The following is a 19,058-nucleotide window of genomic DNA, read 5'->3' on the forward strand; positions in this document are numbered from 1 at the left end:
TGTCCGCGCCGCCCCGATCAGCCGTGCTGCAAAAACCGGCCGAGATGGGGCACAGCCTCACCGGGGTGCTTGGCCGGGAAGCCTTCGCCGAGCGCCTGCATCTTCCAATCGTTGCCCATCCGGAACACCTTGGCCATCGCCAGCGCGGTGAACGGCATGCCGCCCGCCAGCGTGTACCTGGCCAGCTCGGCGTTGTTGGTGCCGTCGACCAAGCGGCAGAACGCGTTCTGCACCTGCTCGAAGGTGTGGCCCTTGTAGGAGGTCACGATGAAAACCAGCGTGCTCACATGCGCGGGGATGCGGGTGAGGTCGACCAGGATCACCTCGTCGTCGCCCTCGCCCTCACCGGTCAGGTTGTCGCCCTGGTGCCGGATCGAGCCGTCCTTCGAGGTCAGCTGGCCGTAGTAGGCGACGTCCACCGGATTCGTGTCGGCGAACATGACGACCGACGCGTCCAGGTCCACATCGACAGTGCGGTTGCCGAACATGCCGCGGTTCTTCACCGGGTCCCAGCCGAGACCCATCTTGACGAAGGTCAGCGCGGCGCCGCCCTCCTTGCGCAGGGTGACCCGCTGGCCCTTGACCAGGCTGACCGGGCGGTCCTTGCTCAGGCTGACCTCGGCGGGCGGCTGCGGCGGAACCGGTTGTCCGGCCGGTGGATAGCCGGGTCCGGGCGGCGGGTAGCCGCCGGGGCCGGGCGGCGGCGGGTAGCCGGGTCCGGGCGGCGGGAAACCACCGGCCGGGGCGCCCTGCTGGGCCGGGTACGCGGGCGCGGCCGGCGGCGGGTAGCTCTGCGGCTGAGCGGGCGGCGGCTGCGTCGGGTAGGCCGGCGGTGGTGGCGCGGCCTGCGGCGCGGGCTGAGCGGACTGGGCCGACGAATCGTCGACCGTCACACCGTGGTCGGTGACCAGTGCGGCGAAACCACCCGCGTACCCCTGCCCGACGGCACGCACTTTCCAGCTGCCCTGGCGGCGGTAGAGCTCGAGCGCGATGACGATCGACTCGGCGTTCAAGCCCTCGATCTGGTACTCGTACAACCGATTACCCGCCGCGTCCGACACGATCGCGGTGGGCGCGGGGAACCGGCCGAAATTGCTGTTCGGGTCGTCCAGCGTGATCACCGCGCGAATCTGCGCGATATCCGGCGGCACCGAGTTCAACGACACCGCCAGCGACGCGGGCTGGCCCGCGGGCGCGGGCTGCAGGTTGACCCCGGGCCCGCTCGGCTGGTTGAAGAAGACGAAGTCCGCGTCGGAGCGGACCTTGCCCTGCTCGGTGACCAATAGTGCGGACAGATCCGCCGGCGCCGTGAGCTGGATGGAGACCACCACGTCGTTCGTGGCCAGCGGACCGTTTTGGCCCTTGGCGAGTGTTGCGGACAAGTTAGACCCTTCGCTTGTCGGTGCGTTCGAATGCCACTCTACGAGAAACGCGCGGACAGCGGCTCAGGTAAACCCCGACACTTCCACGGGCATCGGTTGATGCGTACCTGCGCCTTCGCTTTGGCCATGCGCGGGCCGCGGATGGACTCCGTCCAGCCGCGCCGTTACTGTGTCGACACGCAGTTGGAATGTGGTGATTGTCCATGTTCCCGAACAAGACAGCAGGCAAAAACACCTCATGGCGCAACTGTTCGAACAATCGACGAAGGTGATCGAGGCTCATCTCGCCGGGACGAGCCTGCGCGCGATCTCCGGCTCGATGATCGCCTACGAAGGCAATGTCCAGTTCAAGGCGGCCGGTTTCGGCGGCGGCGACGGCGTGCTCGCCGGACTCAAACGCCGTGCCACCGGCGAGAAGCTTTCGCTGATGGAATGCTCCGGCAACGGCCGGGTCTTCTTCGCGGTCAACGGCCAGCACGTGACCGTCGTCAACCTGAACAACGAGACGCTGCAGGTGGAGTCGCAGCAGCTGCTCGCGTTCGCCGGAAATCTGCGCACCGACGTGCGGTTCGCCGGTCTGCGCGGCGCGTCGTCCGGTGCGGGCCTGTTCACCACCACGGTGACCGGGCAGGGGCAGGTCGCGCTGCTGTCGGCGGGCGGGCCGCTGATCCACCTCGAGGTGGCGCCGCAGTATCCGCTGGTGGTCGACCCGGACGCGTTCGTCGCGGCGCGCGGCAATCTCGATCAGTCCTTCGTCACCGACGTCTCCTGGCGGACAGTCGTCGGCCAGGATGCGGGCGAGGCGTTCTCGCTGCGCTGGGACGGTCAGGGCGTGGTGTTGATCCAGCCGGCGGAACGGTAAGGCGAGCGGATGTTCGAGAAGGTCAACGGCAAGGTCGTCAAGGTCAATGTCGGCATGGCGGGCGGCGTTGTCGCGCGTACCGGCGCGATGCTGTTCTACACCGGTGACGTTTCCTTTGCGCCGCACCAGATTCCGGGCGGACAGGGCATGGGTGGCGGCGGGCTGATGCGGATGGCGGGCCGGATGATGGCCGGTGAGCACGAGCGCACCATGCTGGCTCAGGGCACCGGCGAAGTGCATTACGGATTCGCGGGGCTCGAGGTCCATGTGGTCCAGCTGCAGCCGGGGGCGACGTTGCGGGTGGAGGCGTCGCGGCTGCTCGCCAACACCGCGGGCTTGCAGAGTTCCATTGTCTCGGTGATGAGTTCGGGCGGCGGCGGGGGCGGCGGCGGCCTGATTGGGGCGCTACGCGGTGCCGCGACCGGTGCGCTGACCGGTCAGGGGATGTTCACCACGCAACTGTCCGGGCAGGGATCAGCAGTGCTGCTCGCGCACGGCGGTTTCCTGGAACTGCAAGTGGGCGGCCCGCAGAGTTCACCTGGGGGACACCCCCAGACCCCCGGGCAGATCGTGGTCGATCCGCAAGCATTCGTCGCCGCGTACGGCAATGTGCAGACCGAGCTGAAGACGGCGATCAGCTGGCGCGACGCGGTGGGCCGCGGTGCCGGTGAGGCCATGCAATTGCATTGTGTCGGACAGGGTGTCGTGTACGTGCAGGCCTCGGAAGAGAAGTTGTGACCATGACGCAGATCCTGAATCCGATGAATCTCGGTGCGAGCGATAATCTCCCGGGGAACAGCTACGCGTACTGCATCGACCTGAACAAGCCATGGTTCATGCGCAAGGGCGCGATGATCGCCTACTACGGCGACATGCGGTTCCAGTTGCTCACCCACGGTTTGCAGGGCGGGCTGCTGCACATGGTCGCGCAACAGTTCTCGGCGCCGCTGTTCACCGGCGACTACGTCGTGGCCGAGGGCCATGGAAAGCTGATCATCGGCGACCGCGGCTACGACATCAATTCCTATGACCTCGAAGACAATGGCAACCTCACCATCCGGGCCGCCAACCTGCTCGCGTTCGAGCCGGGTCTGTCGTTGAACCAGTCCATCGTGCCCGGCTTCCTCACCCTGATCGGCACCGGTAAGTTCCTCGCCTCCTCCAATGGCCCGGTCATGTTCGCCGAGCCGCCGCTGCGGGTGGACCCGGAAGCCCTGGTCGGCTGGGCCGACTGTCCCTCCCCCAGCCATCACTACGACCAGCGCTGGGTCAGCAACTTCCTCGCCGCGGGGGCCGCCCGGTTCGGCGTCAACTCCGGCGAGGAACGGCAATTCGACTTCACCGGCGCGGGCACGGTGCTGATCCAATCCAGCGAGAAGGTGCTCAGCGACGCCATGCTGGTACGCACCATCGAGGGCCAGATCCAGAGCGGAATCACGCCGAGCGGTCTGCAGCGCCTCCAGGGAGTCATCGCCCAGCAGTTGGGCGGACAGCAGGGCTACTGAGTGTCGCTACCAAGCGGAAATACGCACTCCGATTCGTGCTACTTTCCGCTAGAGCCAGCCAGCGTTCTGGAAGGTGGTCCGATATCGTGGCACATCGTTGGAAGCTGTTCCGCCCCTTGGTAATCGTGGCCGCCGCGGCAACTGTCGCCGGTCTTGGTTCCGCTGTGGCCGCAGCGCAACCCGGTGCGGAGTACGTCGCGCTGGGCAGCTCTTACGCCGCCGGTCCGGGGATCGCGCCGGTCATCGACGCCGGATGTGCGCGCTCCGCGCAGAACTATCCACATCAGCTCGCGGCGGCCGCCGGGCTCTCGCTCGTCGACGTCACCTGCTCGGGCGCAACCACCTCGAACATCCTCGACACCCCGCAGCGACTTCACGACGGCCGTTCGGTACCCGTTCAGCTCGATGCCGTGACCGTTGATACCCGCCTTGTTACCGTCACCATCGGCGGCAACGATCTGCGGCTGGTCGGCACGATGATCGCCCAGAGTTGCGGAAACTCGGCCGCCCAAGCCTTTTCGCTGCCCACACCGGCCGCCGACGCGGTAACCGGCGTGTGCGCGCTGGGCGGTGGCGGTGTCGCCGCACCGTCGATCGACACCGACTACGGTCGCGTCGAGCAATCCCTGGTGCGTATCGCCGATGCGGTGCGCGCGAAGGCCCCCGAGGCCCGCGTGCTCTTCGTCGACTACCTGCCTGTGCTCGACCGCGAAGCGACGACCTGCGCCGCGGTCCCACTCCAGCCGCAGCAGGCGACAGCCGCGCGCGCCGGTTACGACGGACTGCTCGCCGCGACCGCCCGTGCGGCCCGGTCGGCAGGCGCGGACGTCATCCAGGTACCCGACCAGACGCACACCGCGTGCGCCCCGGACTCCTGGGTCACCGGTTTCACCACCCCCTTCACCAGCAAGCCGGACATCACCGCCGTCATGGGTTCCTACCACCCGACCCGCGACGGAATGACCGCCGTCGCACAGCAGATCGCTACCCGCATCACGGACTAGCCTGCGCTGTCGGCCCGGGCCGCCCATCCATCGCGGAGGATCGTGTCGATCTCGGAAGTTGTGGCTTTCCACTGCAATTCGCGGTGGGCGCGGCCGCTGTCGCTGACCAGCTGTGGCGGCTCCGGTGCTGCTGGGCGATGCTCGACCGGGATGCGACGACCGGTCATACGGGCGGCCGCGGCCACGAGTTCAACGACGCTGGTGCCGCTTTCGCTGCCGATGTTGTATCGGCGGCACGCGCCCGGGTCGGGCAGCTGCGTCATCGCCGCCGCGAAAGCTGTTGCGGCGTCATCGACGTGGACGTAGTCGCGGACGACGGTGCCGTCACCGTTGATCACCAGACGAGGGCTGTCGCCTGCCGCTACGGCGAGGATGCGGGGCACGATCCGGGTCGGGTCCGGGTCGGCGCCGCCCGCGATGTTGAACAGCCGCAGGATGACAGCACCCAGGTGCCCGGTAGCGGCCTGTGCGGTGATCACCGATTCGGCGGCATGTTTGCTTGCCGCGTACGGATGTGGCGGATTGTCCGGCAGGTCCTCCGACATCGGCTGCCGTTCCGGCGTGCCGTAAATCGACGCGGTGGACGCGAAGACCAGGCTGCGCACCTGGGCCTCGGCCATCGCCCGTAGCAGCGAGACCGTGCCGCCGACATTGACGTCGAAGAAGCGCAGCGGATCGGCGAAGGATTCGCGAACGCGGGTGAGCCCGGCCAGGTGGCACACCACCTCCCTGTCCTGGACCGCCGCCATCAGCGCGTCGGTGTCGAGCAGATCGGCGGACCGAACCGGCAGCCCCGCCGGAACTTGCGACAGCTCCCGATGCACCAGTCCGACCACGTCATGACCACGGGACCGCAGCAGCTCGGCAACAGCGCCGCCGAGATATCCGTTCGCCCCTGTCACCAGTACCCGCACCCGAGCATTGTCGGTCACCGGCAGACGACCGGCGTCGGCGGTCAGCTGTAGCGTCGAACGCCCCAGCACCGTCGAAGGTCCTAGTCAGCGGGCTGCGGTGAGCCCTTGATGAACCAGTTGATGATTTCCTCGCCCGCGAGAATGCCGGTGGCGCGAGTGATGGTGAGGTTGGGGTGGGTCCAGTTCAGGTGTTCCAGTTCGCCGTGCCGTGGGCGGATGGCGTAGTCGGCGGCGCGCAGCATCTCGGCGTCGAGAGCACCGTCACCGGCCGCGAAAGTCCTTGCCTCGGTGTCGAGTTCGCCGGATTCGAGGAGGCGGCGGCGGACCTCGGCCACGGCGTGGCTCTTGCAGACGACATCGGGCATCGAATAGATCTTGCGGCCCTGCTGGGAAGCGGACCAGCCGCGCGCACGGCACCAGGCATCCCATTCGGCCAGGAAGCCGTCGGGGACTTCCTTGGGGCGGACGACCAGGTAGCAGAAGAGGTCGTCGGCCTCGCGGAATTTGGTGACCCACGAATCGGCTATCCGGGTGCGGAGTTCGGCGGTGACCTCGGACAGGGTCGCGCCACCCGCGCGGACCTTGGCGTCGATGTCGATGCGCCAGCGCAGATCGGGGACGCCGTCGACGAGGATGTTGCCGCCGTTGCTGGTGATGGCGTAACGCCAGGGGGCCCCGGGCAGTTGGATGCGCGCGAACTGCTTGATGGTCCGAGTGGTGGTCGGGATGACGGCGGCGGGCTCGGTGAGCGACTGCATGCGCAGGGCCGCGGCCGTCGTCATGAACGACAGCGGCGCGCCCTCGAGATGTTCCACGCAGACGGTCGGCACGTCGGAGTTCGCGCTGAAGGCGTTGCGCGAGTAGATCATTGTTCGGTCCAGGTCGGTGGCGATCAGCGTCTGTCTTCGGGGTCTTCGGAGCTCCATCACTGCTGCTGCACGTCCTTGATCAATCCCATACACGAGTAGGCCAGGTCGGGCACGACCTCGACCGGCACACCGCGGGCCGCGGCGAGCATGCGAATGTGCGCGTGTTCGGGTGCGTCGGACTCCCGGACCAGCACCAACCACGGCAGCCGCCGCAACAGCACCCGGGTGGTCTCGCCGACGCCGGGCTTCACGAAATTCACTGTGGCGATGCCGTATTCGGCACGCACCTGCTCGACGGAGGCCCAGCCGGTCCAGGTGGGCGTGCGATCGCTGGCTCGAACCGCGGCGACCTCCGCGGGCACCCGAGCGCGGACGGCATCGAAGGCGGCACTCACCGTGTCGAGCAGGCGCAGCGAGACATCGTCGCCGACCAGCTCGCGATAGTACTTGGCGCCGTGGAACTCGCCTGGTCCGATCAGCCTGTCGTTCAGCACCGTGCGGGAAACCAAGCCGGACACAGTGGAATTCAGGCAAGCCGAGGCGATGAGGAAGTCGTCGCGCGTGCCATAGGTGCGGACACAATGCCCGGGGTCGGCGAGCACTGCCAGCTCGCCGTTGAACCGGGCACCGCCCGCCGCGTGATACGCGTCGAGCGCCTCGGTGAGCTCCCGAGTGATCGCGCCCTTGCCGGTCCAGCCGTCCACGAACACGATCGAGGACGGATCATGGTGCTGCGCGAGATAATCCAGCGCTATGGCATCGATACCCCGGTCACGCACGATCGACACCGCGTAGTGCGGCACGTCGAGACTCGGCAGCCCGGCGGCACGCTCGGACCGCAACCACCGGCGCATGAGAATCCCGATCGGCGTTCCGGCCCGCGCCAGTGACACCAACACGATGTCGTTGCCACGTTCCACCACAACAAGTTCCGCGACAGTCGCCACGGCGAGCGCCAGCCGCTCGGCACTGTCTGCGAGCACCTCGTCGAACAGCGAACGGTAGGCGGCGTCCGGTTGATACTCGATCGGCAGCGACTCCGCGTAGTGCGCGGCGCCGGACTGGATCCGACGCTCTCGGTCGGCCACATCGGCCTCGAGGTCGACGTCGGACAGGTCCTTGAGCAGCCAGGAAACCTCCTCGGCCGCATACGAACCGAACTCGGGGCCGTGCAGTGGCGCGGGCAGCGACCGGGCGGTTGCGCTGCGCTCAGCGTGTAGCGTCCGGGGATCGGCGCCGGGCAGAACCGCCACCAGCACATCCGAACCCGAGGCTGTCAGCACATCGACGAGCCCACCCGCCGCGACAAGTTCCTCGGTGTCGGCCGGTGGATCGATGACGACGACCAGCACCGGATCGCCCATCGCGTCGGCCGGATCCGTTTGCTCGGCAGCGCCGGAGAATTCCGCCGCCCAGTGCGCGTTGTAGAGATAGCGCGGTTGGTCCTGCCCGGTTTCCGGTGCGGTGAAACAGAATCCACGACGCAACGGATACCCGGGCTCATCCAGCACATACGCCGGTGACCGCGTGGTGGTCTGGTAGCGGGTAGGCGTACCGGACTCGGCCAACCCCGCCGCCAGCCGCAGCGGCAGATACATCAGTTCCTCGTGGGCGAGCACGATGACGGGCCTACCGGGAAAGTCCAGCTCCAGCCGCGCCCGCAGTACGTCGTCGGCGGCGGCGACGGCCGCGTCGAATGCGGTGATATCCGAGCGCAGAATGCCGTGCCTGCCGCCTTCCGGCACCCAAGCGGGCCAGGGCAATTCCACGCGAGCGAACGAACCACGCTGCGCGGCAACCGGATTCAGCTCGGGTTCGGGCAAGCGCGCGACCGCATCGACCAGTCCATCCGGCAGCACGGTCTGTCCCGAGGCCAAACAGACGGTGTCGATGCTGACGCCGATCTCGGCCGCCGCCTTGTCGAAGGCGATGCGATCCGCCTCGACCCGCATATCCACGAGCGAAGCCAGGACGTACTGCGAGCGCGGCGAGAACGCGTGCAATGCCCGGATCGCGTCGAGCGCGGTGGCGCCGGTGGAGATTTCGTCGTCGACCAGCACCAGCGGGAGATCGTTGACGAAGATATCGGCGGGCATGGGTTGCAGCTGATGCGAGGTGGCGTGCGAATGCCCCTCCTCGAAGCCGGTGAGGGTTTCCGCCTCGGCGACGTCCCGTCTAGTCGAATGCAGGTAGCCCACCGCGCCGATCCGGGCCGCCACGCAATGTCCTAACCCCGTGGCGGTTTCGGCGAAGCCCAGGACGAGCGCTTCGCGGTCACCGAGCACGTCCCGCACCAGGTCACCGAGCCGGTTCCCGCCGTCCAGCACGACCCGGGGGTCGGTCGGCAGATGCTTACCGAGCACCGTGGAGACCAACAGATGCGCGCGCCGCGGATTACGCCGCAGGCCCGGCTGGATCAACTCCGCGATCGCCAGCTCCGCGGGCAGCGCGCTGACCCGCCGACCATCCACCGTGCCGTAGGACTCCGCGTGTTCCAATCGAAGACCGAGAGTTTTTGTCGCCCAAGGAATTCCCAATAATTCGAGCGCACTCATACAGTGACCAACGCTGTCAGCAAATCCACGAACGAAACTCCCTTATTGGCCACACCGAACACCCGCGCCCGCAACAACGTCTGCCGCGCCCAACTGCGGTGCGGGCGCATCTCATTCATCTTGTTCCGATATCCGGACGCCGCGACGCCACCGACATCGACCTGCAAAATATCCAACGCATCCGAGTACTCCTCGTGCGTCACCACCGACAGCGCGTGTACCGCCGCCACATGCGACGGATGGATCACCGTTTTGCCCTGGATCCCATTGGCCCGGTCCAGGGTGATCTCCCGCAACAACCCGTCCAGGTCCCGACTGACCAGGTACTGCCGGAAGGGCACCGCGTCGGATTCCTCGAACGGCGCGGTGCGCAGTAACGGCCGGAACATCCGCTCGTGATCGGCGAAGTACTCCCAGACCGGTCCGGTGATCACGAACCCGGTCCCGTCCGCGCGGCCGAGGTAGTTCACGATGTCGGCGATGACATCGGCGACCACCCGCACGTCGTAGATGGTCAGATCCCGGTCCCGCCGGATGCCGAAGGTCGAGCACATGTCGGTGGCCCCGACCCGCACCGCGAGCACCCGGTCCCGATGCTCGGCCAGCAGCTCCGCGATCTGCGTCAGTTCCTGATCCCGGGTCTGCCGGTGCACCAGGCCCGCCGATTCGAGCACCGGCATCCCGTAGATGGGCCGGCCGAGCCGCTGCACCGCGGCGCTCAACGCGTCCAGATATTTCGGCCCGGTCGTGCTGTCGAACTTGGGGAAGACGAACCCGGTCAACACCGCCGCACCGGCCCCCAACTGCTCGACGATCTCGGTGATCGTGTCCGCGTCCCGGACCCGGACGAACAGCAGCGGATTCGAATCCCCGTCGACCGCCAGCAGGTTCAGCGCCGCCACCGTCTGCCGCTTGGCCAGCTCGACCTCGTCGTCGGCGACCGCGTCCTCGAGATCGATCACCATCGAGCACACCCCGCGCTCGGCGCGTTTGCTGATGGTCTGGGCGAGATCCGGTCGGGTCGCCGGGGCGTACAACGTCGCACCCAGGCCGACCGCCAACAGTTCTCGATCGGTGTAATCGTCGCCGAACGGCTCCGGCTCGCGGTGGAAAAGATCCCGTGCCTCCGGACCGTGCAGCTGCCGGAAATGGCGCAGCGGCATTCGCTTCCGCAGGGAAACCTCCCGCTGGACGGCGATGCCTGCGGTCATCGTTATCCCACCCTCATTCTCGTCGTGGTCCTGATTGTTTTCTCATTCGATCCACTACCCCGGCTATGAAGGCGGTGATGGTGTCCAGCTCCGTCACATAGGCCCAGTAGTCGGGGTGCCGCCCCGTCAGTGTTTCGCTGATTCGGTCGATCCGTGCGGCCTGCGCGTCGAGCACAGACCCCCATTCGGTGACGAGCCCGCGACTCACCGCGAGCATTTGCGCGTCCCGCAGCCGAAATCGTACGGCCTTGGCCTTGCCTTGCGGGTCGGACCGGACTTCACGCAACAGGGTGAGCCGTTTGGTGACGGCCTCGACCAGCTGCTCGGCTTCGGTGAGATACCCGCGGGCGGATGTGGTCAGCTCAAGTGCAGTCTCCGGGTCGTTCTCCGCCGCTGCCGCACGCGCCCGGGTCAGGGCGGCATCCGCGGCGTCGATGGCTCGCTGGCTTTCCCGGTCATTGTCGGTCAGATCCGCCGAACTCGCAGCGCTGAACTCGCGCAGCAACGCCGAGTAGGCCGGCGCGAGCCCCTCGGCCTTTGTCCGTGCCGCGGCGAGCCGGGTGGTCACCGAGGCGATGGCGGTCTTCGCGGCGCCGGCCCGGGATGGCGCCTGCGCCAACGCATCCGCCAGTCTTTTAGTCGCCGCCTCCAGCCGGTTCGCGGCATCGCGCACCATCGCGGGCGACGCGCCGGAACCAGCGGCTTCCACTGTGAGCAGCGCCTCATCCACCGCCGCGGCGTGTTCGCGCACCGAGGGGTAGTTCGCGTACTCGGATGTCGCCGCCTCACCACGCACCCGGGCCGCGGCGATCTTCACCTGCTCGGCCAGTTGCGGCACGGTGCCGAGGACGGCGACCGCGTTCTCCAGTTGCGCCTGATTGCCGCGGTAGAACTCGTCGACAGCACGGGCCGCCTCGGTCAGTTGCCTGGTCACCGTTTCGGCCTGCTGCGGGCCCTGTGGCAATGCTGTCCCGTCGCGTTCGGCCTGCTCGAGCTGCTCGGTCATCGTCACATACGCAGCCGCCGCGTCGTAGCACCGGCTGCGCACCGGCTCCCAGGCCGCCGCCATCCGCCGGTCCGGGAACACCTGCTCGGCCGCGTGCACCGCCGCTTCGGCCGCGCTCTGCCGACTGTCCATATCGAGGAACGCGGACGCCAGCGACTGCCTCGCCTGTTCGATCCACTGGTTGTTCCCCGATGACCGGAACCATCCGCGCCTACGACCTACCACGCCCCGATCTTAGAGATCTCCCGTGTTCACCGAGGGTTCTGCGGGTTCCTACGCAAGTTCGCGGAAACCTACTACTGTCGTAAGGCGTACCCGGCGATTCGGACATGCTGGGAACCAATGACCTCTATTGAAAGGGAATCCCGCATGGGTGTCAGTTTGTCCAAGGGCGGCAATGTCTCGCTGACCAAGGCGGCGCCTAACCTGACCGCCGTCGCGGTCGGCCTAGGGTGGGATGTGCGGACCACCACCGGTACCGACTTCGACCTCGACGCCAGCGCCATCGCGACCGGCGCGGACAAGAAAGTGCTTTCCGACCAGCACTTCGTGTTCTTCAACAACCTGAAGTCGCCGGAAGGCGCCATCGAGCACGCCGGTGACAACAAGACCGGCGAAGGTGAGGGCGACGACGAGGTCATCAACGTGGACCTGGCCAACACCCCGCCGACCATCGAGAGCATCTTCTTCCCGGTCTCGATCTACGATGCCGAGACCCGGCAGCAGTCCTTCGGTCAGGTGCGCAACGCCTACATCCGCGTCGTCGACCGCAGCAACAACGAAGAGCTGGCTCGCTACGACCTCACCGAGGATGCCTCGACCGAGACCGCCATGGTGTTCGGCGAGCTGTACCGTAACGGTGCGGAGTGGAAGTTCCGCGCCATCGGCCAGGGCTACGCCGCTGGTCTTGCCGGTATTGCCCGTGACTACGGCGTGAACGTCTAAGGAACACCCAGAGGTTCGCAGGGGGCCCGGCGACGGGCCCCCTCGTCGTGCGCCCAGGCAATACCGGTGCGCCGGGAACGCCGTCGGGCCGAGCGTCGTTGGACAAGCGAGGGTTCTCCCGCCACGCTGGTATCAGCGGCGCCAAATCGGTTTCATCAGACAAGCGCTCGGACAGTTAGCCGTCCGGTCGACGCAAACGAAAGGTCCCCGCGTGGTCCTGCGCATTTTCGGCATGTCAATCATCGTGACGGTGCTGTCGCTCGTCGTGGCATTCCTGTACGGGGGGCCGACCGCCCTGGCGCTGGCCGCGATCCTCGGCATCCTCGAAGTGTCACTCTCCTTCGACAACGCCGTGATCAACGCGACAGTCCTCCAGCGGATGAGCGAGTTCTGGCAGAAGATCTTCCTCACCATCGGCGTGCTGATCGCCGTATTCGGTATGCGCCTGGTCTTCCCGCTGGCCATCGTGTGGGTCACCGCGGGGCTGAGCCCGGTGCGGGCGCTCGATCTGGCGCTCAACCCGCCCGAGGGCGACGCCCCGTACTTCCCGAATGGCGAACCCAGCTACGAGACGCTGCTCACCGACGCGCATCCGCAGATCGCGGCGTTCGGCGGCATGTTCCTGCTGATGCTGTTCCTCAACTTCATCTTCGAAGAGCGTGAGATCACCTGGCTGTCCTGGCTGGAGCGTCCGCTCGCCCGGATCGGCAAGCTCGACATGCTCTCGGTGGTCGTCGCGGGCATCGGCCTGGTCCTCACCGCCGAACTGCTCACGCCCGATGACGAGCGCGCGACCGTGCTGCTCGCCGGCATGCTCGGCATGATCATCTACATCGCGGTGGACGGGCTCGGCTCGATGTTCCACACCGAGGAACACGTCGGTGGGCCATCGGATCTCGTCAAGGCCACTGGTAAGGCCGGGTTCTTCCTGTTCCTCTACCTGGAAGTGCTCGACGCGTCGTTCTCCTTCGACGGCGTGATCGGCGCGTTCGCCATCACCTCGGACCCGATCATCATCGCGCTCGGCCTCGGTCTGATCGGCGCCATGTTCGTCCGGTCGATCACCGTGTACCTGGTCCGCCGGGGCACCCTCGCCGAGTACGTGTACCTGGAGCACGGCGCGCACTGGGCGATCGGCGCGCTGGCGATCATCCTGTTCATCTCGATCGGTGTGCACGTCAACGAGCTCGTCACCGGTCTGGTCGGTGTCGCGTTCATCGGCGCGGCCTTCGTCAGCAGCGTTCTGCGCAACCGGCGCGAGGACGACCAAGAAGTGGACAGCAAACGAGAGCCGACCCCGGTAGGCTGATTTTCGGCAGGCAGCCGAAAACTCGTGCGGCAGCGGCCACTCCCTCGGGAGGACCGCTGCCGCTCCCATTTTCACCTGAGGGGATCGCGCCGATGGCGATCGACAGCAACGCCGGTGGGGTCAATTTGTCCAAGGTGACCCTGTCGAAGGCGACACCGAGCATCAACCTCACCAAACCCGGTGAGCAGCAGGGGACCATGCGGGTCAACCTGAACTGGTCCACCGGCTCGAAGGGCTTCTTCCGCCGGGCCAAACCCGTCGATCTCGACCTCGGCTGTCTGTACGAACTGGCCAACGGCAACAAGGGTGTCGTGCAGGCGGTCGGCAACAACTTCGGTGCGCTCGATGCCGAGCCGTACATCAAGCTCGACGGCGACGACCGCAGCGGTACCGCGGCCGGCGGTGAGAATATGCACATCAATCTCGCCCGGCCCGAACTGTTCCGGCGCATTCTGATCTTCGCCTTCATCTATGAGGGCGTGCCGAACTGGGCCGCCGCCGACGGTGTGGTCACCCTGTTCCCCACCGCGGGCCCGCAGATCGAGGTCCGCCTCGACTCCCCCGTGGACGGTGCCCGCTCCTGCGCCATCGCGCTGCTGCAGAACCAGGGCTCCGGCATCACCGTGCACCGAGAAGTGCACTACATCAACGGTGCCCAGCGAGAAATCGACGAGGCCTACCGCTGGGGCATGAACTGGCAGAGCGCCCGCAAGTAAAGGGGTGTGCACCCCTTTTGTCGTAGGTGCACACCCCGTATAGCGGGTGCGCGCTCACGTAGAAGGTGTGCGGGTTCGGCGGGGCACTGCGGGTTCGGCGCGGCACCGCGGATTCGGCGCGGCACCGCGGATTCGGCGCGGCACCGCGGATTCGACGCGGCACCGCGGATTCGGCGCGGCACCGCGAGTTCGGCGCGGCACCGCGGATTCGGCGCGGCACCGCGAGTTCGGCGCGGCACCGCGGATTCGGCGCGGCACCGCGGATTCGGCGCGGCACCGCGAGTTCGGCGCGGCACCGCGGATTCGGCGCGGCACCGCGGATTCGACGCGGCACCGCGGATTCGACGCGGCACCGCGAGTTCCGCGCGGCAGTGCGCGCTCGGTCAAGTGCGTGGGGGAGGGGCTGCGGATTGGTGGGGTGAGCAGGGCGTTCGGTAGATATTCAGGACACGTTCAGTCGGCTGGCGATGCTGTGGGGGATCGATCGCCCGCCTTCTCGGCGATCCGACGTGAACTGGAGGCAAACCGATGACCACTACCCCGAATGTGTTGCTCGTGCACGGCGCCTGGGCCGACGGGTCCAGCTGGAACAAGGTGATCGAGCGCCTGCTCGACCAGGGTTTCGGCACTGTGGTGGCCAGCCAGCTGCCGCTGCGCGGCTTCGCCGACGACGTGGCCGCGGTCACCCGCGACCTGAACGCGCTGACCGGGCCGACGATCCTGGTCGGCCACTCCTACGGCGGCGCGGTGATCAGCCAAGCAGGCGCGGACCGCGCCGACGTCACCGGGCTGGTGTTCGTCGCCGCCTACGCTCCCACCGCGGGCCAGTCCGCCTTCCAGATCAACCAGGAATTCGGGCAGGACCTGCCCAGCGGTGCGGACCTGGTGAACATCGGTGCGCAGGACGCCCCCGATCTGATCATCGCCCGCGACCGCTACCACGCCGACTTCGCCGCCGACGCCGACCCGCGCGAGACCGCGCTGCTCGCCGCCACGCAGAAGCCGACTTCCGTTCTCTCCCTTGCCGGTTCGGGCTCCGCGACGCCTGCGTGGGAGACGCTGCGGCACAACACCTGGTACCAGATCTCCGAGTTGGACGCGATGATCCACCCGGATCTGGAGACAAAGATGGCGCATCAGGTGGCGCCCGAGGAGCACATCGTGTCGCTGGCGACCGGGCACGCCTCGATGATCACCCAGCCGGACGCGATCGCCGACCTCATCGCCCGGGCCGCCGCCGATCAGTGAGCACCCCGATGCCCGTTACCCGGTGGGCGCTCCGCCGGCTGACGGGATACCCGCGGCCGCACCGAGCAAGTCGCCGATGATTTCGAGATAGCTTGTGGCCCCGATGTTTTCGGCATGCGATCGGGCCTCCCAACGCAGATCGCCAGCGGACTCGGTATCGCCGCTGGCGTGCCGGACCGCCGCGAGTTCCAGCAGCGCGGGAATCAGTTCGACCGGCGAGTCGTAGCGGCGGAGCAAGCCGACGGCCTGCTCGAGCAATTCCGCGTCGACTCCGCCGGGTGCGGCCGAAGCCATTGCGCGCAAGGCCCTTCCCATGGCGCCCGGGGTGTCCCACTGTTGCGCCAGTTCGAGTTCCGCGGCGGCGAGCTCGCGGGCCCGTTCGCGCTCACCGAGGTGCACGAGTTCCATGGCCGCGGAGCTGCGCCAAGGGATGTGGGCCGGATTGCGGATGCCCACCGCGGCGATGCGGCGACCGCAGTCGAGGAAGTGCGCGACTGCCTGGCGGGAATCGCCGCGGGCGGCACAAAGCCTGCCCTTGACGTGGATAACCACTGTCCACTCCCAGGTTTCGGGATCGGCGTACTCGGTGACGCTGTCGAGCCACTGCTCGGCTTCGGCGAACCGGCCGAGTCCGAGCAGGGCATGCGCGTACTGGGCGACCAGCGCGACCGGCGGCCGGATGGACTCGTCGTCCGGGTTCCCCACCGTCGGCGCAACCTCGCGCAGCACCCGCCGGTAGTCACCGCAACGCAACAGCACTTCCGAGCGCAGGATGAGACGGTAGACGTCGATGGTGCCGAAGTGATGATCCTTGCGCTGTTCACTGAGTTGTCTGGCCAGTGCGAGGTCGCCGGACCACATGGACAGGTGCGCGAGCAGCCCGATCAGCGGCTGCGGCAACGCATCCCAGCCGCGGTCCGGATCGGGTTCGGCGGGGAACCGCGCGAGCGTCTCGCGAGCGGTACGGCGGACGTGAAAAGCGTCGTCCCAGGTGAGTACCGCTGTAGTGATCTGGTCGGTGCGGCCGTCGGCGCGCAATGCGGCGATGAAGTCGTTCCACGTCGCCGAGGTCAGCCCGGCGACGGCCCAGGAGGCGGACCGGATGTCTCTGGCGGCCACTGGGTCTCGCTGTTCGGTCTCGGCGAGTACCTCGTTCAGCAGCGCCATCGCGGCGCCCGCCTGCGACCGGGTGGACATCGCCCAGGCCAGCGGAATGAGCGCGGTCGGCGCGACACGGCGATCGCGCTGGCCGCGTAGCGCGTCGTCGAGATGTGCGCGGGCCGCGGCCGGATTGGTCCACAACTCCAGTTGGCCGAGGCGGACCAGGATGTCGTCGCGACCTTCCGGTGCGGTTATCCGCAGTGCCGCCGCCAGCTGCCGCACCGCCTCGGCGATCATGCCGTGGCGCAAGCATTCTTCCGCCGCGTCCAGCAGCACCACCGTCCACCGGGCGTACTGCTCACCGACCAGATCGGCCAGGTAGGCCGCGACCTGGCGGGCCGAATATCCGGCGCTGCGGGCTTGCTCGGCGGCGGCGATCCGGATGCGGTCCGTGTCGTCGCGGCGGCCGAGCCAGCGAAGCGTGTTGCCGATCAATGGATGACGGAAGACCGGCGGCGACACCGAAGCCAAAATCCCACTGGCGGTGAGCACCTCGCAGCGGTGCCGGATCACGCTCACCGGTTCGGCGCACACGGCGGCGAGCACCTCGCCGGTCGGCGCGACATCCTGCAGCACCGCGAGCGCACGCAGCATGGCGACACCGCCCGGCGAGTACCGTCCGAGCAGTCGGCTGATCGACCGCGAATAGCAGCCTTCGGGCAGGTAATCCGGTATGTGCCCGTGGTCGCGCAGCGCGGCCAGGTCGGTGATCAACGCGCCTGCCAGCAGCGGAATGTCGGCCGTGGCCCGCTGAATGCCTGCGGCCAGTCCCGGCGGACAGACGGTCCCGGTGCGTCGTTCGTACAAGCCCTCGATGGCCGCGACGCTGAGTCCGCTCGGTCGCAGTACCGCGACGGCGATCGGCTCCAGCCGGGCGTGCAAATCGAGAATCGCGGGCTCCCAGGAGCGTTCGTCCAGCGCCAGCACGACGAGCACGCGCATCCTGCGCAGCCGCGGTGCCGCCGCGGTCAGTACCCGCGCGGACCGCTCGTCCATCTGCTCCGCGCCGTCCACCAGCACGACCAGCGGGCCGCCTTTACTGTCCTCGATCAGCTTGGCGCACAACGCTTCCACTATCTGTGCATCGGTATCCCGCACCGAGATGGCGGAGTCGGTCAGCTCGGCGATCAGACCGAGTGGCGGCGCACCGTCCCACGGCGGCAGCAGATCCACCCGCCGTGCCCCGGGTACCCGTCGCGCCACCTCGTCGAGCAGCTGGGTTTTGCCGAACCCCGGCCGCCCCGAAATCACCACCAGCCCACCGTTACCCGCGATCGCGCGCTGGGTCCACGCCGCGATCCTGGCCAACTCCTGGTCCCGCTCGAAGACGAGCGGCGCCGCCGAGTCCGGCACGTCTACCGGTTCGGGCCACAGTGCCGACACCATGGCGAGCCGATGTTCGGCACCCGGCGGGAGCGGCATCGCGATGTCGCTCTCACGAACCGCCGACCCACCCGTAGGCCTCGCGCCGGAAACCGGTCGTGCCACCGTCTCGCCGGACAGGATTTGGTTGTGCAGCGAGCGAAGTTCCTCCCCCGGTTCGACGCCCAGCTGATCGATCAACAGCTTGCGGGTTTCGCGGTAGACGTCCAGCGCTTCGGACTGGCGACCACGGGAGTACAGCGCGCGCATCAGCACGGCGCGCGGGCGTTCGCGCAGGGGATGTTCCGCCGTGAGCATGCGCAGGCGGTCGATCACCGCGTCGGAACGACCGAGCGCCACCGCGACATCGAGGCTGTCCTCCAGCACGGCGAGCCGTCGCTCGGCCAGCGCCGCACGCTGGCGTTGCGCGAAGGGGCCGGGTAGCCCGGCCAGTGGTTCACCCGAATACAGGGCGAGCGCCTGGGCATAGTTGTCTTCGGCGCACGCCAGGTCACCCGCTTCGCGCGCGCGGGCCGCGTCGCCGACCAACCGGTCGAACACGCCGAGGTCGGTCTGCTCGTCGTCGATCCGCAGTTGATATCCGCCGTGCCCGGACAGCAGGATCGCGGGCGGCGTCCGTGGCTTGCGGTCCGGCTCGAGCACCCGGCGCAGTGCCGATACGTAGGTCTGGATGACGCCGACACCGCTGGCCGGCGGCACGCCGTCGTACAACGCGGCAAGCAGACTCGACGCCGACACCCACTGCCGCCGCCGGAAAGCCAGCACGCACAGCACCGCCCGCCGCTGCGGCGGACCGAGCGGCAGGATCTGCTCGCCACGGTGCGCTTCTACCCCGTTGAGCAGCGTCATCCGCAGCACAGCGGGCGAGAGCGCGCCCGCGTCCGCCTGGTCCATCCGTTCTCCACAGCCTCGATGCGTCGGTAGCTCGATCAGGGTAAGCGGACCAGCGTCCAGTCAGCACGCACGCAGCTACCGGCGCAGGTCGGCC

15 protein-coding genes are annotated in these 19,058 nt (G+C 67.8%); 8 read left to right on the forward strand and 7 right to left on the reverse strand.

The genetic code is table 11. The features are described from left to right. Positions 1-17: 17 nt before the first annotated feature. A complete protein-coding gene (locus ACFK0J_RS39650) occupies positions 18-1,382 on the reverse strand; it encodes a TerD family protein (RefSeq protein WP_378735024.1) in 1,365 nt (454 codons plus the stop codon). A gap of 238 nt (positions 1,383-1,620) precedes the next feature. On the opposite strand from ACFK0J_RS39650, the gene ACFK0J_RS39655 reads away from it, so the two are divergent. The 4 genes from ACFK0J_RS39655 to ACFK0J_RS39670 all read left to right on the forward strand — a co-directional run bounded on the left by ACFK0J_RS39655 (position 1,621) and on the right by ACFK0J_RS39670 (position 4,753). Continuing rightward, on the forward strand, positions 1,621-2,244 hold the full coding sequence (locus ACFK0J_RS39655) for an AIM24 family protein (RefSeq protein WP_378735026.1): 624 nt from the start codon (positions 1,621-1,623) through the stop codon (positions 2,242-2,244). A 9-nt stretch (positions 2,245-2,253) separates the two neighbouring features. Beyond that, positions 2,254-2,982 (forward strand): AIM24 family protein, encoded by a 729-nt coding sequence (locus ACFK0J_RS39660; protein ID WP_378735028.1) that lies wholly within the window; start codon positions 2,254-2,256, stop codon positions 2,980-2,982. A 2-nt stretch (positions 2,983-2,984) separates the two neighbouring features. Further along, positions 2,985-3,749 carry an AIM24 family protein gene (locus tag ACFK0J_RS39665; protein ID WP_378735030.1) on the forward strand — a complete coding sequence of 255 codons (765 nt, stop codon included), beginning with the start codon at positions 2,985-2,987 and terminating at the stop codon, positions 3,747-3,749. An 86-nt stretch (positions 3,750-3,835) separates the two neighbouring features. Next, a complete protein-coding gene (locus tag ACFK0J_RS39670; RefSeq protein WP_378735032.1) occupies positions 3,836-4,753 on the forward strand; it encodes an SGNH/GDSL hydrolase family protein in 918 nt (305 codons plus the stop codon). Here the strand turns inward: ACFK0J_RS39670 and ACFK0J_RS39675 are convergent. Genes ACFK0J_RS39675 through ACFK0J_RS39695 form a run of 5 tightly spaced genes read right to left on the reverse strand, consistent with a single transcriptional unit; the run spans position 4,750 to position 11,533 of the window. Beyond that, positions 4,750-5,736, reverse strand: a complete 987-nt coding sequence (locus tag ACFK0J_RS39675; protein ID WP_378735035.1) for an NAD-dependent epimerase/dehydratase family protein — start codon at positions 5,734-5,736, stop codon at positions 4,750-4,752. The genes ACFK0J_RS39670 and ACFK0J_RS39675 overlap by 4 nt on opposite strands. A gap of 11 nt (positions 5,737-5,747) precedes the next feature. Continuing rightward, positions 5,748-6,593, reverse strand: coding sequence for an HAD family hydrolase (locus ACFK0J_RS39680; protein WP_378735037.1), 846 nt, complete (start codon positions 6,591-6,593; stop codon positions 5,748-5,750). After that, positions 6,593-9,091: a phosphoribosyltransferase gene (locus tag ACFK0J_RS39685; RefSeq protein WP_378735039.1), complete on the reverse strand. Its 2,499-nt coding sequence runs from the start codon at positions 9,089-9,091 to the stop codon at positions 6,593-6,595. The genes ACFK0J_RS39680 and ACFK0J_RS39685 overlap by 1 nt, the downstream gene beginning before the upstream one ends. Further along, positions 9,088-10,302 (reverse strand): HpcH/HpaI aldolase/citrate lyase family protein, encoded by a 1,215-nt coding sequence (locus ACFK0J_RS39690; protein ID WP_378735041.1) that lies wholly within the window; start codon positions 10,300-10,302, stop codon positions 9,088-9,090. The genes ACFK0J_RS39685 and ACFK0J_RS39690 overlap by 4 nt, the downstream gene beginning before the upstream one ends. Before the next feature lie 13 nt (positions 10,303-10,315). Next, the gene (locus tag ACFK0J_RS39695; RefSeq protein ID WP_378735043.1) at positions 10,316-11,533 is read right to left on the reverse strand and encodes a hypothetical protein; all 1,218 of its coding nucleotides are present in this window, start codon (positions 11,531-11,533) and stop codon (positions 10,316-10,318) included. 144 nt (positions 11,534-11,677) lie between these two features. On the opposite strand from ACFK0J_RS39695, the gene ACFK0J_RS39700 reads away from it, so the two are divergent. The 4 genes from ACFK0J_RS39700 (at position 11,678) to ACFK0J_RS39715 (ending at position 15,526) form a co-directional block, all read left to right on the forward strand. Then, positions 11,678-12,253: a TerD family protein gene (locus tag ACFK0J_RS39700; RefSeq protein ID WP_378735045.1), complete on the forward strand. Its 576-nt coding sequence runs from the start codon at positions 11,678-11,680 to the stop codon at positions 12,251-12,253. Between the two features lie 211 nt (positions 12,254-12,464). Further along, on the forward strand, positions 12,465-13,562 hold the full coding sequence (locus tag ACFK0J_RS39705; RefSeq protein WP_378735047.1) for a DUF475 domain-containing protein: 1,098 nt from the start codon (positions 12,465-12,467) through the stop codon (positions 13,560-13,562). Positions 13,563-13,654: 92 nt separating this feature from the next. Then, positions 13,655-14,278: a Tellurium resistance gene (locus ACFK0J_RS39710; RefSeq protein WP_378735049.1), complete on the forward strand. Its 624-nt coding sequence runs from the start codon at positions 13,655-13,657 to the stop codon at positions 14,276-14,278. Positions 14,279-14,806: 528 nt separating this feature from the next. Further along, complete coding sequence (locus ACFK0J_RS39715; protein WP_378735051.1) at positions 14,807-15,526, forward strand: alpha/beta fold hydrolase; 720 nt, start codon at positions 14,807-14,809, stop codon at positions 15,524-15,526. Positions 15,527-15,541: 15 nt separating this feature from the next. Here ACFK0J_RS39715 and ACFK0J_RS39720 read toward each other — a convergent pair whose 3' ends face one another. After that, complete coding sequence (locus tag ACFK0J_RS39720; protein ID WP_378735053.1) at positions 15,542-18,964, reverse strand: BTAD domain-containing putative transcriptional regulator; 3,423 nt, start codon at positions 18,962-18,964, stop codon at positions 15,542-15,544. Between the last annotated feature and the right edge of the window lie 94 nt (positions 18,965-19,058).

This window comes from Nocardia brasiliensis, assembly GCF_042691675.1.
GTDB lineage: Bacteria > Actinomycetota > Actinomycetes > Mycobacteriales > Mycobacteriaceae > Nocardia > Nocardia brasiliensis_D.

What these genes read in the sequence shown, in the direction of transcription:
- ACFK0J_RS39700 (WP_378735045.1), top strand. Translation starts at nt 11,678, where the DNA reads ATGGGTGTCAGTTTGTCCAAGGGCGGCAATGTCTCGCTGACCAAGGCG.
- ACFK0J_RS39720 (WP_378735053.1), bottom strand. Translation starts at nt 18,964, where the DNA reads ATGGACCAGGCGGACGCGGGCGCGCTCTCGCCCGCTGTGCTGCGGATG.
- ACFK0J_RS39680 (WP_378735037.1), bottom strand. Translation starts at nt 6,593, where the DNA reads ATGGAGCTCCGAAGACCCCGAAGACAGACGCTGATCGCCACCGACCTG.
- ACFK0J_RS39690 (WP_378735041.1), bottom strand. Translation starts at nt 10,302, where the DNA reads ATGACCGCAGGCATCGCCGTCCAGCGGGAGGTTTCCCTGCGGAAGCGA.
- ACFK0J_RS39660 (WP_378735028.1), top strand. Translation starts at nt 2,254, where the DNA reads ATGTTCGAGAAGGTCAACGGCAAGGTCGTCAAGGTCAATGTCGGCATG.
- ACFK0J_RS39665 (WP_378735030.1), top strand. Translation starts at nt 2,985, where the DNA reads ATGACGCAGATCCTGAATCCGATGAATCTCGGTGCGAGCGATAATCTC.
- ACFK0J_RS39655 (WP_378735026.1), top strand. Translation starts at nt 1,621, where the DNA reads ATGGCGCAACTGTTCGAACAATCGACGAAGGTGATCGAGGCTCATCTC.
- ACFK0J_RS39685 (WP_378735039.1), bottom strand. Translation starts at nt 9,091, where the DNA reads ATGAGTGCGCTCGAATTATTGGGAATTCCTTGGGCGACAAAAACTCTC.
- ACFK0J_RS39710 (WP_378735049.1), top strand. Translation starts at nt 13,655, where the DNA reads ATGGCGATCGACAGCAACGCCGGTGGGGTCAATTTGTCCAAGGTGACC.
- ACFK0J_RS39715 (WP_378735051.1), top strand. Translation starts at nt 14,807, where the DNA reads ATGACCACTACCCCGAATGTGTTGCTCGTGCACGGCGCCTGGGCCGAC.